This is a genomic window from Segniliparus rugosus ATCC BAA-974 (assembly GCF_000185725.2).
In the GTDB taxonomy this organism is placed as follows: Bacteria; Actinomycetota; Actinomycetes; order Mycobacteriales; family Mycobacteriaceae; genus Segniliparus; species Segniliparus rugosus.
On the sequence record NZ_KI391953.1, the window covers coordinates 424,834 to 437,321 of the forward strand.

The following is a 12,488-nucleotide window of genomic DNA, read 5'->3' on the forward strand; positions in this document are numbered from 1 at the left end:
GCGGGCGGAGATGGGAGTCATTTATTTAGTCCGCCACGGGCAGGCCTCGTTCGGGGCCGCCGATTACGACCAGCTCTCCGCGCTGGGGGCGCGCCAAGCCCAGGCCGTGGGCGAGGAGCTGCGGCGGCGGGGAGCCGGATCGTCCGTCGCGTGGTGCGGGACGATGGCGCGCCAGCGGGGCACGGCGGAGGCCGCGGGGTTCGTCCCGAAATCGGACGCGCGTTGGGACGAGTACGACTTCCACGACGTGCTCGCGGGCCACGGGGCCTCGGGCGGGGCCCGGTCCGACCCCCGCGCGTTCCAGCGCTCGCTGGACGGCGCGTTGGCCGGCTGGGTGGACGCGGGGGAGTCGAGCCCGTGCGCGGAGAGCTGGCCCGCGTTCGCCGAGCGGACGCGCGGGGTGCTCGACGAACTCGTCGCGGAGCTCGGCAAAGGGGAGGACGCGCTGGTGTTCACCTCGGGCGGGGTGATCGGCGCGTTGGCCGCGCTGGCGTTGACCTGGGGCGCGGAGCCGGACTGGGGGCGCAGCTTCTTGCCGTTGCACCGGGTGGTCTGCAACGCTGGGATCACCAAACTCGTCGTCGGGCGCTCCGGGGTGAGCCTGGTGTCGTTCAACGAGCACGGCCATTTCGAGGGCGAGGCCTCGGGTTTGCTGACCTACCGGTAGCGGCCCGCCGTCGTCACGCGCCGGAGCCGTCCCGGCCGTCGGGGCCCACCAGGCCGAAATATCCGATCTGCCGGACGGTCTCGGCGAGCCGGTCGAACGCCTCAGCGCTCGGGTCGCGCAGGTTGTAGTAGGCGGCGGCGAGCAGCATCCCGTTGATCGCCCGCGCCGCGTGCTCGACGTCGAGGTCCGGGCGGAAATAGCCCAAATCGACGCCGTGCTGCAGGTACGCGCGCTGCACCAAGTCCGAGGTGTCGTAGAAACGCAGGACCCGCTCCGCCATCTCGTCGTCGACGGCGGCGGCTTGCAGCAGCCAGAACCGCGCGGCCTGCGGGGCGTCGCGCAGGACCCCCATCAGCGCGCGGGAGATCTGGTCGGCCTGGTTCTGGTACTCGGCCAAGTTGGTCGGGGTTTCGGGCGGGAGGTCGGCCAGCGCCGTGGTGAACCGCCCGGTGAAGTCGTCGAAGATCTCGTTGACCAAGTCCCGTTTGCTGTCGAAGTACAGGTAGAACGTGCCCTGCGCGATGCCGACCCGTTTGGCGATGTCCGCGATCCCCGTCGCGTGGTAGCCGCGCTCGGCGAAACAGGCGAGCGCGGCGTCGAAGATCTCCTGACGGGTCTCCTGTTTGCGCCGCTCGGTGCGCGACAACGGTTTGGACATGCCAGCAAGGGTACCGCCTCGCCGCCAGCTTTGAACATCAGTCAACAATTGAATATAAATTCAATTGTTGACTGATCCCTCATTCTCGAGTACTGTCTGCGACGGGTAGTATCTGTAATGCGAGACACCCTCAGGCCAGTCCTGTATGGCTGGCCGCACGCGCCGGAGCGGAATTCCGCCCCGGCGCCGCGACATCTGTGCAAGGCGAATTTGAGAGGTCAAGATGGTCGAACAACCCCAACACCGAATCGCCATCATCGGCGCGGGGCCGGGCGGGATCTGCGCGGCGGCGCAGCTGGTGCAGCGCGGGAACAGGGATTTCGTCATCCTCGAACGCGCGGACGACTTCGGCGGGAGCTGGCGGGACAACCACTACCCCGGCCTCGGCGTCGACGTGCCGTGCTTCACCTACGAGTACTCGTTCGCCCGCAACCGGAGCTGGACGCGCATGTTCCCCTACGGGCGGGAGGTGTTCGAATACCACCGCTCCGTCGCGCGCCAGTTCGGCCTGTACGAGCACGCGCGATGGGGCGTCGAGATCGTCAAGGAGCAGTGGGACGAGGCCGAGGGCCTGTGGCGGCTCACCACCTCGGCGGGCGAGGAGATCACCGCCCAGTTCGTGATCTCCGCGATCGGGGCCTACATCACCGCGAAAGAGGATCCGGGCATCCCCGGCTACCTGGACTTCGCGGGCAAGGTGCTGCGCCCGAACTCCTGGGACCACAGCTACGACCTGCGGGGCAAGCGGGTGGCCGTGATCGGGACGGGGGCCAGCTCGGTCCAGATCACCCCGTCGATCGCCCCCGAGGTCGCGTCCTTGGCGGTGTTCCAGCGCACCCCGGTCTGGGCGCTGCCCAAGCCGGACTTCGCCCTCCCGAAGCCGGTGAGCAAGTTCCTGGGGCTCCCCCCGGTCGGGTTCGCGCTCGGCGTGGCCGCGAACGTGCTGGTCGAGCTTGCGTTGCGGCTGGTGTACCAGACGCCGAGGCGGGTCTTCCGGGCGATCGCGCCCCGGTTCGACGTCGGCGCTCGGGCGCTGTACCGCCGCTACTTGCGCTCGGTGGTCCGCGACCCGCAGACCCGCGACCGGCTCATGCCCGGCTACGGGGCGCTCGGCAAGCGCCCGACCCTCTCGAACTCCTTCCTGCAGTCGTTCAACCGGGACAACGTCGAGCTGGTCGTCGACCCGATCGAGCGGATCGTGCCCGAAGGGCTCACGACCCGGAGCGGACGCTCGTTCGACCTCGACGCCATCGTCCTGGCGACCGGGTACCACCTGTTCTCCGACCCGGAGAGCTACGTGGAGGGGACTGTCGTCGGCCGCGACGGCTTCGACCTCGGCGTCTTCTACAACACCGAGCGGCTGCAGGCTTATCAGTCCGTCGCGGTGCCGAAGCTGCCGAACCGATGGATCCTGGTCGGCCCGTACTCGTGGATCGGCACCGGCTGGCACGAGCTGGTCGAGATCTCCTCGAGCCACGCGGTCAACGTGATCTCGGCGGCGATCAGCCGGGGCGCGCGGGCGGTGGAGGTCCGCAAGGAGGCGCACGACCGGTACCACGCGAAGATCCGGCGCAACGACGAGAACATCGACTACTACTTCAACACCGTCAACAAGGGCCTGCGGACCTACTACGTCAACTCCGCTGGCGATATGCCGTACATCCGGCCCACCAGCCTGTTCGAGGCGCGTCGGGAAAGCTCGCGCGTGGACTTGTCCGCGTACGAGTTCCGCGCGCCGGAGGAACTGGAGGCCGGGGCCAGGCGTAGTCCTGCCGAAGAGAAGTCGGCTGTCTGACTCGCGCTCGCGGCCTGCGCGCGAGATACCGGGCCGCGAGCGCGTCTTCCCCGAGCAGTCGGCGAGCCGGCGCACGAATGGAGAGAGCGAACTATGGGCAAAGAGAAAAGCCTTCTCGGCGCAGCGGTCCTGGTGACCGGCGCGGGCAGCGGCATCGGCCGGGCCACCGCGCGGGCCTTCGCGGCGCGCGGGGCGAAGGTCGTCGCGACGGACCGCGACTTCGAGACCGTGCGGCAGACCGAGGAGCTGGTCCGCGCGGAGGGGGGCTTCTGCGAGGCGGCGGCCCTCGACGTGACCGACCCCGCCGCGTGGGAGCGCGTCCTGAAAGAAGTCCAAGCGCAGCACGGCCTGCCGCGCGTCCTGGTGAACAACGCCGGGTACACCACGGCGGGGCCGTTCCTCGACCACTCCGCCGCCGAATGGTCCGCGCTCGTCGCGGTCAACGTCCGGGGCGTGGTCACCGGCTCCCGGCTGTACGCGCGGCAGCTGGTGGACGCGGGCTCGCCCGGACAGATCATCAACGTCGCGTCGGCGGCGGCGTATGTGCCGGTGACCGCCAGCTCGCCGTACTGCACGACCAAAGCCGCCGTGATGATGTTCTCCGAGTCGCTGCGGCTCGAGCTTCGCCGCCACGGCATCGGTGTCACCGCGATCTGCCCTGGGGCGATCAACACCGGCTTCTACACGGCGGCGCGCCATTTGGGCTCGGACGCGGCGGTCAACGCCACGCGCCAGGACCTCTCCGCCAACGCCATCGCGAAGTTCGGCAGCGGCCCCGAGGCGGTCGCCAAGGCGATCGTGCGCTCGGTGAGCACCAACCGCGCCGTGCAGCCGGTGACCGCGGAGGCGTATCTGGGCTACGCGCTCTGGCGGCTGAGCCCGACCGTGATGCGGGTGGTCGCGCGGCTGTCCGGGGAGGGGACGCTGCGCCAGTTCGAGCGGACGGCACTGCCGCAGAAGGTGCTTGGCTGGCTGAAGAAGGAGGGCTCGAAGTGAAGCTCGAAAACGTCAAGCTCGTCGTCGTGACCGGCGCGGGCAGCGGCATCGGCCGCGTCACCGCGCAGCGTTTCGCGCGCCTCGGCGCGCGGGTCGTCGCCAGCGACATCAACGCGGAGTCCGCCGAGGCCACCGCCGCCGCGATCCGCGAGCAGGGGGGCGAAGCCTACGCCCGCCACCTCGACGTGACCGACGTCGCGGAGTTCGAGGAGTTCGCCGACTGGGTGCGCGCCGAGCACGGCGTGTGCGACGTCGTCGTCAACAACGCCGGCATCGGCATCCTCGGCGAGGTCATCGACACCACCGAGGCCGACTGGGACCGGATCATCGGCATCAACCTGCTCGGCATGGTGCACGGGGCCCGGCTGTTCGCCAAGCAGATGATCGACGCGGGCAAGCCGGGGCACGTCGTGAACATCGCCTCCGCCGCCGCGTTCCTGCCGATGGCGAGCCTCGCCTCGTACTCGACGACGAAATACGCGGTCAAGATGTTCACCGACTGCATCCGCGCCGAGTTCGCGCCGCACCGGATCGGAGCGAGCGTGATCTGCCCCGGACCGGTCCTGACGAACATCTTCGCCTCCGCCACCCACACCGGGGCGAGCGCGGAGGACGCACAGCAGCGCTCGTCGGTCACCGGGGCGGCGTTCGAGAAGATCCGTTCGCTGCACCTGATCTCCGGTCCGGAGAACGTGGCCAAAGCGATCGAGGGCGCGGTGCGCCACAACCGCAAGACAGTGCTCGTCCGGCCGGAGGCGTACCTGGTGTACGCGATGCGCAGGCTGTCCCCGGCCCTGCTGCGGACGATCTCGGGCCTGGTGTTCAACCAGCGGACCGTCGACCTGCTGTACCGCCTCGGCAAAAACCCGCGCGTCGCCCGGCTGATCGGAGCCTGACGGCCCCGGCCGGCCGAGCGCCGGTCAGTAGTACCAGGGGTACGGGGCCCAGTCCGGGGCGCGCTTTTGCAGGAACGAGTCCCTGCCCTCCACCGCCTCGTCGGTCTGGTAGGCCAGGCGTGTGGCCTCCCCGGCGAAGAGCTGCTGGCCGACCATGCCGTCGTCGGCGAGGTTGAACGCGTATTTGAGCATGCGGACCGCCTGCGGGGACTTGCCGAGGATCTCCCGAGCCCACTGGATCCCCTCCGCTTCGAGCCTGCCGTGCTCGACCACGGCGTTCACCGCACCCATCGCGTGCATCTGCTCGGCGGTGTAGGGGCGCGCGAGGAAGAAGACCTCGCGGGCGAACTTCTGCCCGACCTGCTTGGCGAAATAGGCGCTGCCGTAGCCGCCGTCGAAGCTGCCCACGTCCGCGTCGGTCTGCTTGAACCTGGCGTGCTCCCGGCTCGCGAGCGTGAGGTCGCAGACCGCGTGCAGGCTGTGCCCGCCGCCCGCCGCCCACCCGTTCACCAGCGCGATCACGACTTTCGGCATGAACCGGATCAGGCGCTGCGCCTCGAGGATGTGCAGCCTGCCCGCCCGGCCTTTCTCCACGGTGGAGGCGTCCTCGCCGCTCGCGTACTGGTAGCCGGTGCGGCCACGGATGCGCTGGTCGCCGCCGCTGCAGAACGCCCACCCGCCGTCTTTCGGGCTGGGGCCGTTGCCCGTCAAGAGCACCACGCCGACGTCCGGGCTGGTGCGGGCGTGGTCGAGCGCGGCGATGAGCTCGTCCACCGTGTGCGGGCGGAACGCGTTGCGCACCTCGGGGCGGTCGAAGGCGATGCGCGCCGCCCCGATCTCCACGTGCCGGTGGTAGGTGATGTCGGTGAGGTCCGCGAAGCCGGGGACGCTCTGCCATTGCGTCGGGTCGAAGGGGGTCGGTTGAGTCGAATCGGCCATCTTCAGACTGTAGAACGACCGCGGAACCCGGTCGGCAGCTGGTGCAGCGAGACCACCCGCCAACCCTCAGCCCCGCGCTGGACCCTGCCGAGCAGCACCCGCACCTGGTCGCGCCGACAGTCGAAGCGGCACACGAAATCGTGGACGCTCTCCTGCCCTTCGAGCTCGAAGGCGTGCGTGGCGACATGAGTGATGAGCTGCCGGGCGGGCAGCTCGCTCATCAGCGCGGCCAGGTCGGCTTTCGCCGAGGCGGCGCACAGGCCGAGCAGCTGGCTCCGGGGGCGGGACTGGTTGACCGTCTCGCGCAGGCGGACCATCAGGAACGAGACGAACGCCTCCGCCTCCGCCCGCCGGCCGGCACGAGGGCAGCGCAACGCCGCGCTACGAGGACCGGAGCGGTGAGCCGCCCGCCCCGATCGATCCTGGTTGTTCTTCGGCGAGTGCGCCATACGCTTCCCCTTCGTCTCGCCCGAGGGCGGCGGCGTTGCCGCCAACGGGGGTTTCTCCCAGTGCCAGCATCGTACTGCAGCAGGCGGACAAGCGCGCGGCGGGCCGGGTCAGGTCTGCGGCCCCTCCTTCTTCCCCGGATTGCAGGCGCTGGCCAGCAACGCCGCCACGCCGACCACGGGCCGCCACGGTTCGAGATTCCAGCTCTCCTTGGCCTTGGCGAAGCTTTGATGGCAGTCGAACTGCTCGCGCATGCTCGGGGAGTCCGCGTCCGGGGCGAGCCGGAGCACCTCGGCCCATGCTTCGCCCTGCTCGTCGGCGGGCGCGTCCCGCCCCGCTTGCGTGGGGAAGACATGCAGGCTCGGCCCGTCCGGGGTGTTGGTCCAGGCGACGTGGTCGATGAAAACCGGGTCCGCGAGGGCGCTCGGCCACCAACCGAGCAGGGCGCCGAGGGCCAAAGCCGGGGCGAGGGCGCGCATGGCTTCATCATCGCACGTCCGAGTGTGGTTCACTGGTCCAGTGTTCGGAGTTGTGCAGCCATGTGCGAAACAGCTCGACCACCGAGCGCGCGAGCTTTGGCGGGCGCAGCTGTGCGGGATGTGTCTCGCGCTCCGGGACCGGCACGGCCAGCTCGCCAGGGCGACCGTCAACACGGACGCCGTGCTCGTCGCCGCACTGGTGGAGGCGCAGCTGGAGGAGGGGTCCGCCCTGCGCGAGCCCTCGGGGCGTTGCCCCTTGCGGAGGTTCGCGGTCGCGCAGGTCGTGCCGTCCTCCTCGATCGGAGTCCGGCTCGGGGCGGTCGCCTCGCTCGCGTTGACCGCCGCGAAAGCGCGCGATGTCGTGATGGAGCGCCAGACCGGGCTCGCCCCGTCGGGACGGGTCAAAGGCATGCTGGCGGGGGTCGCGGCGGACATGCTGGCGAAGAAAGCGGCCTCGGACCCCGAGGTGTCCGCCGCGCTGGACGTGCCGGGGCTGCTCGCCGAGTTCGATCGGCAAGGCGAGACGGAATTGCGGGCGCGAGAGCTTGGCCTCGCCGCCGTGACCGCCGCGTCGGCAAAGGCCGCAGGGCACGTTTTCGCCGCGGCGGCACGGGTCGCCGGACGGCTCGAGAACGAAGCGCCGTTGCGCCGGATCGGAGCCGCGTACGGGGAGATCGCGCACCTCGTGGACGCGCTCGACGACATCGAGGCGGACCGGCGAGCAGGAGCGTTCAACCCGATCATCGCGACCGGCACGCCGCTCGAAGCTGTCCGGACGCGGCTCGAAGCGCTGCGGACCCTGGTGGCCGACGAGTCCGCGCGGCTGCGTCTGACGGACGCAGGGCTCGTCCGCTCGCTCCTGCTGCACGGCCTGCGCGCCAGAATCGCGCGGGCGGTCACGGGGCTGCCCGCGCCGTACGAGGACTCGGCCAAGAAGCGGAAAAAGGAAAAGAAGCCTGGGGGGCCGAAACGCGCGCGGCGCTGGGACGACTGCTGCGACGCGTGGTGTTGCGGCGATTGCTGCGGCGAGGGCTGTGGGGAATGCTGCGGCAGCGCGTGCGGCTGCTCGTGACGCGGCAGGGGCTCAAGCCCAGCTTGTGACCTCACAAAGGCAAGCCGTCTACCGAAGCCGGGGCGGGCGTTCGATACTGGGGTCTGCGGTGTTGCGGCCGGGCGCGTCGAAGCGCCGCGCGACCCTTCTCCCGACGAAAGGCGCAAGCGTGGGATCGACCGAGCGAGAGTTCAGGACTGGTCATGACGGACGGGCCTGAGGACGGCGGCGCTCCGGCCGCCCCGGAGCCCGACTGCCGGTTCGTGCTGGCGAACGAACGCACCTTCCTGGCGTGGCAGCGCACGGCGCTCGGTCTGCTGGCGCTCTCAGTCGCGGTTGTGCAGCTGCTCCCGCGCCCGCTCGCCACGGGACCGGCGCAGGCGTTCGGGCTCGCGCTGAACCTCTTGGCGATGCTCGCGGCGGGGATGGGGATCCGCCGATGGGCCCAGTCCGAGCGCGCCATCCGCCGGGGCGAGCCGTTGCCCAAGCAGCCCCCGCCCTGGTACCTAGGGGCGGGGATCGTCCTCGTCTGCGTCATCGCGCTCGTGGTGATCGCAGCGGCGCGATGACCGACGCGAACGGACTGGCGGCAGAACGCGTCGTGCTCGCCTGGTCCCGCACCTCCCTCGCCGTTTTCGGGAACGCCGGGCTTCTCGCGTTGCGCGAGTGGACATGCAGGCCCGGCCCGGTCGGGGCGTTCGCCGCCCTCCTCGTTGTCATGTGCGTGGCCGGCTTCTGCCACGCCGCCCTGCGGCGCGGGCGCGCTCTGCGCCGCGCGCGGCCTTCCCCGGCGGCCTCCCCGAAGCGCGAAGTGCGACTCGTCGGGGGATGCGTGCTCGCCCTGTCGCTGGTCTGCGCCCTCGCCATCTAGCGCACTAGACACAAACTTCATTTGTGCCCCCACAAGAACGGGGCCTCTACCAGCGGAGACGTTTCCGAAGGACACTGGGAACCAGCGCCGCTCCGGCCGAAAACCCGAAGCGGCGCGCGACTCCGTCACTGTAGGAAAGGCACCAGAATGACGACGACTCAGTACAAGTGGACCGTGATCGGCGCAGGTCCCGCAGGCATCGCGGCGACGGGCAGGCTGCTCGACCACGGCGTCCCCGCGCATCAGATCGCCTGGATAGACCCGGAGTTCGCCGCGGGGGACTTGGGCGGGAAATGGCGGGCGGTGCCCGGCAACACGCCGGTCGCGCTGTTCCACGAGTACCTAGAGGCATCCCCGGCCTTCCGCTACCACGAAGCGCCACAGTTCGAGCTCGCGGAGATCGACCCCAGAGACACCTGCCCCCTCGGCCTGGTCGCAGACCCGCTGGTCTGGATCACCGAGCACCTGGCCCGCCGAGTCGAAGCCGTGCGGGGCAACGCCGTCGAACTCACGCTGCGCGAGCGCCGTTGGACCATAGAGACCGACCAAGGCCCGATCTCCTCCGAGAAAGTCATCCTCGCCGTCGGCTCCACGCCAAAATCGCTCGCGCACCCCCGGCTTCGGGAGATCCCGCTCGACATCGCGCTCAACCCCGACAAGCTCGCATCGCAGCCGCTCGACGGCGCCGTGGTCGCCGTGTTCGGATCGTCGCATTCGAGCATGGTCGCTCTGCCGAACCTCTTGGACCGGCCAGTGGCGAAGGTGGTCAACTTCTACCGCAGCCCGCTGCGCTACGCCCTGCCGATGGACGGATGGACGCTCTTCGACGACACCGGGCTGAAAGGGAAAGCCGCCCTCTGGGCGAAAGAACACATCGACGGAACGCTCCCGGACCGCCTCCAACGAGTCCACACCGGCACCCCCGAATTCGCGGCGCGCCTCGGAGAGTGCGACCACATCGTGTACACCGTGGGGTTCGAGCGCAGGCGCAAACCCGGCACGCCGCAATGGGGCCCGCTCGAACACAATCCCGCCAATGGCATCATCGCCCCAGGGCTCTTCGGGCTCGGCATCGCCTACCCGAACTGCTCCGACGAACCGCTCGGCGGCACCCAGTCCCGCGTCGGGCTGCAAAAATTCATGAGCCACCTCAACGCAGTCCTGCCGATCTGGACCCGCTACGGCCTCTAAGCGCAGAGCAATATGCTCTGGTCGACGAGTCCTTGCGGGCTGTCGCGACTGGTCGCGGGTTCGCCGCGCGTGTGTTGTGGGGCCGGCGGGGCTCGAACCCGCGACCAAGGGATTATGAGTCCCCGGCTCTAACCGACTGAGCTACAGCCCCTGGGACTGGCTGCTTTTGTGGCTGGAAGTCCACGGCCAGTCGTCCAGGGCAGGATTCTACAGGCTCAGACGGGTGGTTTTCGCCCTGGTGGGGGCTTCCCTCGGCGGTCTCGGAGGCCGTGAACGGCCCACATTGCTTCGCCGCTTTGGTTCAGGCCCAAGGGATGCGGTTGTTCCACCACGGCTCGACGCGCCAGTTTTGCCGTTCGACGGTGGCGCGTCGGTAGCGCTCGTCGAGCTGCGCGACGGCGGCTCGTAAGGAACGGGCTCGTCGGCCTCTGTTGCGCATCAGTTCTTCGAGCTCGTCGCGGGCATTGCTGAACATGATGAATTCGGCGTATTCGTCGCAGCACGGGCAGCCGGTGTATGTGTGCCCCGCTTTGCGGACTCGCCGCTCGGTGCGTTCGACATGCAGCCGCCATTGATGGAGATAGTAGATCGCGGAGCTGTCACGCCGAGGGCGGCGCGGCCGGTGCGGGTTCACTGGGCCGGGAGGGGCCGTGCCCTTTCGTTCGCAAGAGTCATGTCGAACGCCGTGACGTGGCGTGGCCGGTGCTGGGCCAACCGAGTTGTTGACGAGAACCAGCATAGCGCGCTGATGCTTGCGCGTTCCTTCGGTCCGATCCCTCTCGGGCTTCCTTAAGTTCCACGGCTGCGCTCGGGGGCGTCTGGGGCTGTACGTCCTGGTCGGATCTGCGGCAATTTCCGGCTGGTTCCCTGGCTCTGGAAGCTTGTCCGGGGAGCTGGCCGAGGCATGGGGTTCTGGATCCCCGCCGTTGTGTGGGCGTCGCGCTGTGCGCGAGGATGTGGCGCTGGCGTCGAATTCCCGTGTCGCGTCGAACCCCCCGTGTCGCGCGTTTCGATCATGCGCGGCTAGGATTACAAGGTAATCCGCATTCGCCCGTGTCCACACGAGAAGCAAAGCGGTCACAATGAAGGATGAAAGGCGAGGTGCTGGGGTGATCAGACCTGATCCGGGAACGACGACATCGATCCCAAAGCTGACGATGAAGGCGGTTGCTGCTGCGGCTTTCGCGGGGTTCGCCGTGCTTGGCTGCTCCACTGACGAGAACAAGGCCCCGGAGACTCCTGCTTCGGAAGCGCCCGCCACGCCGTCGGTCGCGGGTTCGGATCTTCCGGTGCCTTCGGACGGGGCGGAGCTTCCGCCGCCGCCGGAGGGCGCGGAGACTCCGCCGCCCGCCGAGACCCCGCCGCCTGCTCCGGAGGCTTCGCAGCCGAACGAGGCTCCGACTCCGGTGCCGCCGCCCGCCGAGACCCCGCCGCCCGCGCCGGAGACGACCTCGGCTCCGCCGGTGTACACCCCGCCGCCCGCGCCTCCGGTTCCGCCTCGGACGACGAACGCGCCGCGCCCGCAGCCCCCGGTGACCACCACGGTGACCCGTCCGGGAGCGCCGAGCTCGACTCCGAGCCCGTCGGTTCCGCAGGCTCCGACGACGCAGAGCGGACCGGCCTTCCCGCCGCCGATCGAGGACATCCCGCCGCCCAACAACTGAGCGGAAGCCATGCCTGCTCTCTCGTTGATCGAAACGTGGCCGGTCGACCATGCGGCGGCCGTCGTGGTCGGTCCTTCGGGAGTGCTCGCCGAGCACGGCGAGGTCGAGCGGAGTTTTCCCCTCGCCTCGGTGACGAAGGTCCTCAGCGCGTACGCGGCGTTGCTCGCGGCGCAAGAGGGCGCGTTCGGCTTGGACGATCCGGCGGGGCCCCCAGGCTCCACGGTCCGGCATTTGCTCGCCCATGCCTCGGGTTTGCCGTTCGACAGCCGTGTGCCGTTCGCCAAGCCGGGGACGCGCAGGATATATTCCAACGCGGGCATCGAGGCGTTGGCGGAGCATGTCGAGCGGGGAACTGGCATCGGATTCCACGAGTACGCCGCCGAGGCCGTGTTCGCCCCGCTCGGGATGGGCGCGGTGTCGTTCCACGGCTCCCCGGCCTGGGGCGCGAGCGCGCATTGCCGCGACCTCGCCCGATTCGCCTTGGAGCTTCTTTCGCCGCGCCTCGCCGCGCCGGAGCTGCTCGCCGAGGCGCGCAGCGTGCAGTTCAGAGGGCTCGACGGCGTTCTGGTCGGCTACGGCAACATGAAGCCGAACGATTGGGGCTTGGGGTTCGAGACGCGTTCGGGGAAGAGCCCGCATTGGACGGGGACGCGGAACTCCCCGGCGACGTTCGGCCATTTCGGGGCGGCGGGGACGTTCCTGTGGGTGGACCCGGTCGCCCGGCTCGGCTGTGTCGCGCTGGCGGACCGCCCGTTCACCGACGGCTGGGCGAAACCGGTCTGGCCCGTGTTCTCCGACGCGGTCTTGGCCGAGTTCGCCTGAGACGGGCCCGGC

At 69.7% G+C, this 12,488-nt stretch carries 15 protein-coding genes and 1 tRNA gene; 10 read left to right on the forward strand and 6 right to left on the reverse strand.

Annotated elements, in window-relative coordinates; genetic code table 11:
* Nucleotides 1–10 precede the first annotated feature (10 nt).
* The gene (locus HMPREF9336_RS02030; RefSeq protein ID WP_007471830.1) at nucleotides 11–667 is read left to right on the forward strand and encodes a histidine phosphatase family protein; all 657 of its coding nucleotides are present in this window, start codon (nucleotides 11–13) and stop codon (nucleotides 665–667) included.
* A gap of 13 nt (nucleotides 668–680) precedes the next feature.
* Here the strand turns inward: HMPREF9336_RS02030 and HMPREF9336_RS02035 are convergent, their stop codons facing one another.
* On the reverse strand, nucleotides 681–1,325 hold the full coding sequence (locus tag HMPREF9336_RS02035) for a TetR/AcrR family transcriptional regulator (RefSeq protein ID WP_007471828.1): 645 nt from the start codon (nucleotides 1,323–1,325) through the stop codon (nucleotides 681–683).
* A gap of 223 nt (nucleotides 1,326–1,548) precedes the next feature.
* On the opposite strand from HMPREF9336_RS02035, the gene HMPREF9336_RS02040 reads away from it, so the two are divergent.
* The 3 genes from HMPREF9336_RS02040 (at nucleotide 1,549) to HMPREF9336_RS02050 (ending at nucleotide 5,012) form a co-directional block, all read left to right on the forward strand.
* Nucleotides 1,549–3,120 carry a flavin-containing monooxygenase gene (locus HMPREF9336_RS02040; RefSeq protein WP_007471826.1) on the forward strand — a complete coding sequence of 524 codons (1,572 nt, stop codon included), beginning with the start codon at nucleotides 1,549–1,551 and terminating at the stop codon, nucleotides 3,118–3,120.
* Between the two features lie 93 nt (nucleotides 3,121–3,213).
* Nucleotides 3,214–4,116 (forward strand): SDR family NAD(P)-dependent oxidoreductase, encoded by a 903-nt coding sequence (locus HMPREF9336_RS02045; RefSeq protein WP_007471823.1) that lies wholly within the window; start codon nucleotides 3,214–3,216, stop codon nucleotides 4,114–4,116.
* Nucleotides 4,113–5,012 carry an SDR family NAD(P)-dependent oxidoreductase gene (locus tag HMPREF9336_RS02050; protein ID WP_007471821.1) on the forward strand — a complete coding sequence of 300 codons (900 nt, stop codon included), beginning with the start codon at nucleotides 4,113–4,115 and terminating at the stop codon, nucleotides 5,010–5,012. Before HMPREF9336_RS02045 ends, HMPREF9336_RS02050 begins: the two co-directional genes overlap by 4 nt.
* Nucleotides 5,013–5,036: 24 nt before the next feature.
* On the opposite strand, the gene HMPREF9336_RS02055 is transcribed toward HMPREF9336_RS02050, so the two are convergent.
* The 3 genes from HMPREF9336_RS02055 to HMPREF9336_RS02065 form a co-directional block, all read right to left on the reverse strand.
* Nucleotides 5,037–5,951 (reverse strand): 1,4-dihydroxy-2-naphthoyl-CoA synthase, encoded by a 915-nt coding sequence (locus HMPREF9336_RS02055; protein WP_007471819.1) that lies wholly within the window; start codon nucleotides 5,949–5,951, stop codon nucleotides 5,037–5,039.
* Between the two features lie 2 nt (nucleotides 5,952–5,953).
* Complete coding sequence (locus HMPREF9336_RS02060) at nucleotides 5,954–6,400, reverse strand: hypothetical protein (protein WP_156920267.1); 447 nt, start codon at nucleotides 6,398–6,400, stop codon at nucleotides 5,954–5,956.
* 108 nt (nucleotides 6,401–6,508) lie between these two features.
* Nucleotides 6,509–6,910: a DUF2599 domain-containing protein gene (locus HMPREF9336_RS02065; protein ID WP_244431579.1), complete on the reverse strand. Its 402-nt coding sequence runs from the start codon at nucleotides 6,908–6,910 to the stop codon at nucleotides 6,509–6,511.
* Between the two features lie 7 nt (nucleotides 6,911–6,917).
* Here HMPREF9336_RS02065 and HMPREF9336_RS02070 point away from each other — a divergent pair, with 7 nt between their 5' ends.
* From HMPREF9336_RS02070 to HMPREF9336_RS02085, 4 genes are all read left to right on the forward strand, one after another.
* Complete coding sequence (locus HMPREF9336_RS02070) at nucleotides 6,918–7,949, forward strand: DUF5685 family protein (protein WP_051357109.1); 1,032 nt, start codon at nucleotides 6,918–6,920, stop codon at nucleotides 7,947–7,949.
* Nucleotides 7,950–8,131: 182 nt separating this feature from the next.
* Nucleotides 8,132–8,497: a YidH family protein gene (locus HMPREF9336_RS02075; RefSeq protein WP_007471811.1), complete on the forward strand. Its 366-nt coding sequence runs from the start codon at nucleotides 8,132–8,134 to the stop codon at nucleotides 8,495–8,497.
* On the forward strand, nucleotides 8,494–8,799 hold the full coding sequence (locus tag HMPREF9336_RS02080; RefSeq protein ID WP_007471809.1) for a DUF202 domain-containing protein: 306 nt from the start codon (nucleotides 8,494–8,496) through the stop codon (nucleotides 8,797–8,799). The genes HMPREF9336_RS02075 and HMPREF9336_RS02080 overlap by 4 nt, the downstream gene beginning before the upstream one ends.
* Before the next feature lie 147 nt (nucleotides 8,800–8,946).
* On the forward strand, nucleotides 8,947–9,990 hold the full coding sequence (locus HMPREF9336_RS02085; protein ID WP_007471807.1) for an FAD/NAD(P)-binding protein: 1,044 nt from the start codon (nucleotides 8,947–8,949) through the stop codon (nucleotides 9,988–9,990).
* A gap of 77 nt (nucleotides 9,991–10,067) precedes the next feature.
* Here HMPREF9336_RS02085 and HMPREF9336_RS02090 read toward each other — a convergent pair.
* Nucleotides 10,068–10,141, reverse strand: a tRNA-Ile gene (locus tag HMPREF9336_RS02090).
* A gap of 150 nt (nucleotides 10,142–10,291) precedes the next feature.
* The gene (locus HMPREF9336_RS02095) at nucleotides 10,292–10,729 is read right to left on the reverse strand and encodes a hypothetical protein (protein WP_156920268.1); all 438 of its coding nucleotides are present in this window, start codon (nucleotides 10,727–10,729) and stop codon (nucleotides 10,292–10,294) included.
* Between the two features lie 418 nt (nucleotides 10,730–11,147).
* Here HMPREF9336_RS02095 and HMPREF9336_RS02100 point away from each other — a divergent pair, with 418 nt between their 5' ends.
* Nucleotides 11,148–11,654: a hypothetical protein gene (locus tag HMPREF9336_RS02100; protein ID WP_007471803.1), complete on the forward strand. Its 507-nt coding sequence runs from the start codon at nucleotides 11,148–11,150 to the stop codon at nucleotides 11,652–11,654.
* A gap of 9 nt (nucleotides 11,655–11,663) precedes the next feature.
* Nucleotides 11,664–12,476 carry a serine hydrolase domain-containing protein gene (locus HMPREF9336_RS02105; RefSeq protein ID WP_007471801.1) on the forward strand — a complete coding sequence of 271 codons (813 nt, stop codon included), beginning with the start codon at nucleotides 11,664–11,666 and terminating at the stop codon, nucleotides 12,474–12,476.
* Nucleotides 12,477–12,488: the final 12 nt, after the last annotated feature.

Bases quoted from the DNA above. Each gene is read 5' to 3' on its own strand.
- HMPREF9336_RS02030 (WP_007471830.1), top strand. From the start codon at position 11: ATGGGAGTCATTTATTTAGTCCGCCACGGGCAGGCCTCGTTCGGGGCC.
- HMPREF9336_RS02035 (WP_007471828.1), bottom strand. From the start codon at position 1,325: ATGTCCAAACCGTTGTCGCGCACCGAGCGGCGCAAACAGGAGACCCGT.
- HMPREF9336_RS02040 (WP_007471826.1), top strand. From the start codon at position 1,549: ATGGTCGAACAACCCCAACACCGAATCGCCATCATCGGCGCGGGGCCG.
- HMPREF9336_RS02045 (WP_007471823.1), top strand. From the start codon at position 3,214: ATGGGCAAAGAGAAAAGCCTTCTCGGCGCAGCGGTCCTGGTGACCGGC.
- HMPREF9336_RS02055 (WP_007471819.1), bottom strand. From the start codon at position 5,951: ATGGCCGATTCGACTCAACCGACCCCCTTCGACCCGACGCAATGGCAG.
- HMPREF9336_RS02060 (WP_156920267.1), bottom strand. From the start codon at position 6,400: ATGGCGCACTCGCCGAAGAACAACCAGGATCGATCGGGGCGGGCGGCT.
- HMPREF9336_RS02075 (WP_007471811.1), top strand. From the start codon at position 8,132: ATGACGGACGGGCCTGAGGACGGCGGCGCTCCGGCCGCCCCGGAGCCC.
- HMPREF9336_RS02080 (WP_007471809.1), top strand. From the start codon at position 8,494: ATGACCGACGCGAACGGACTGGCGGCAGAACGCGTCGTGCTCGCCTGG.
- HMPREF9336_RS02085 (WP_007471807.1), top strand. From the start codon at position 8,947: ATGACGACGACTCAGTACAAGTGGACCGTGATCGGCGCAGGTCCCGCA.
- HMPREF9336_RS02095 (WP_156920268.1), bottom strand. From the start codon at position 10,729: ATGCTGGTTCTCGTCAACAACTCGGTTGGCCCAGCACCGGCCACGCCA.
- HMPREF9336_RS02100 (WP_007471803.1), top strand. From the start codon at position 11,148: ATGAAGGCGGTTGCTGCTGCGGCTTTCGCGGGGTTCGCCGTGCTTGGC.
- HMPREF9336_RS02105 (WP_007471801.1), top strand. From the start codon at position 11,664: ATGCCTGCTCTCTCGTTGATCGAAACGTGGCCGGTCGACCATGCGGCG.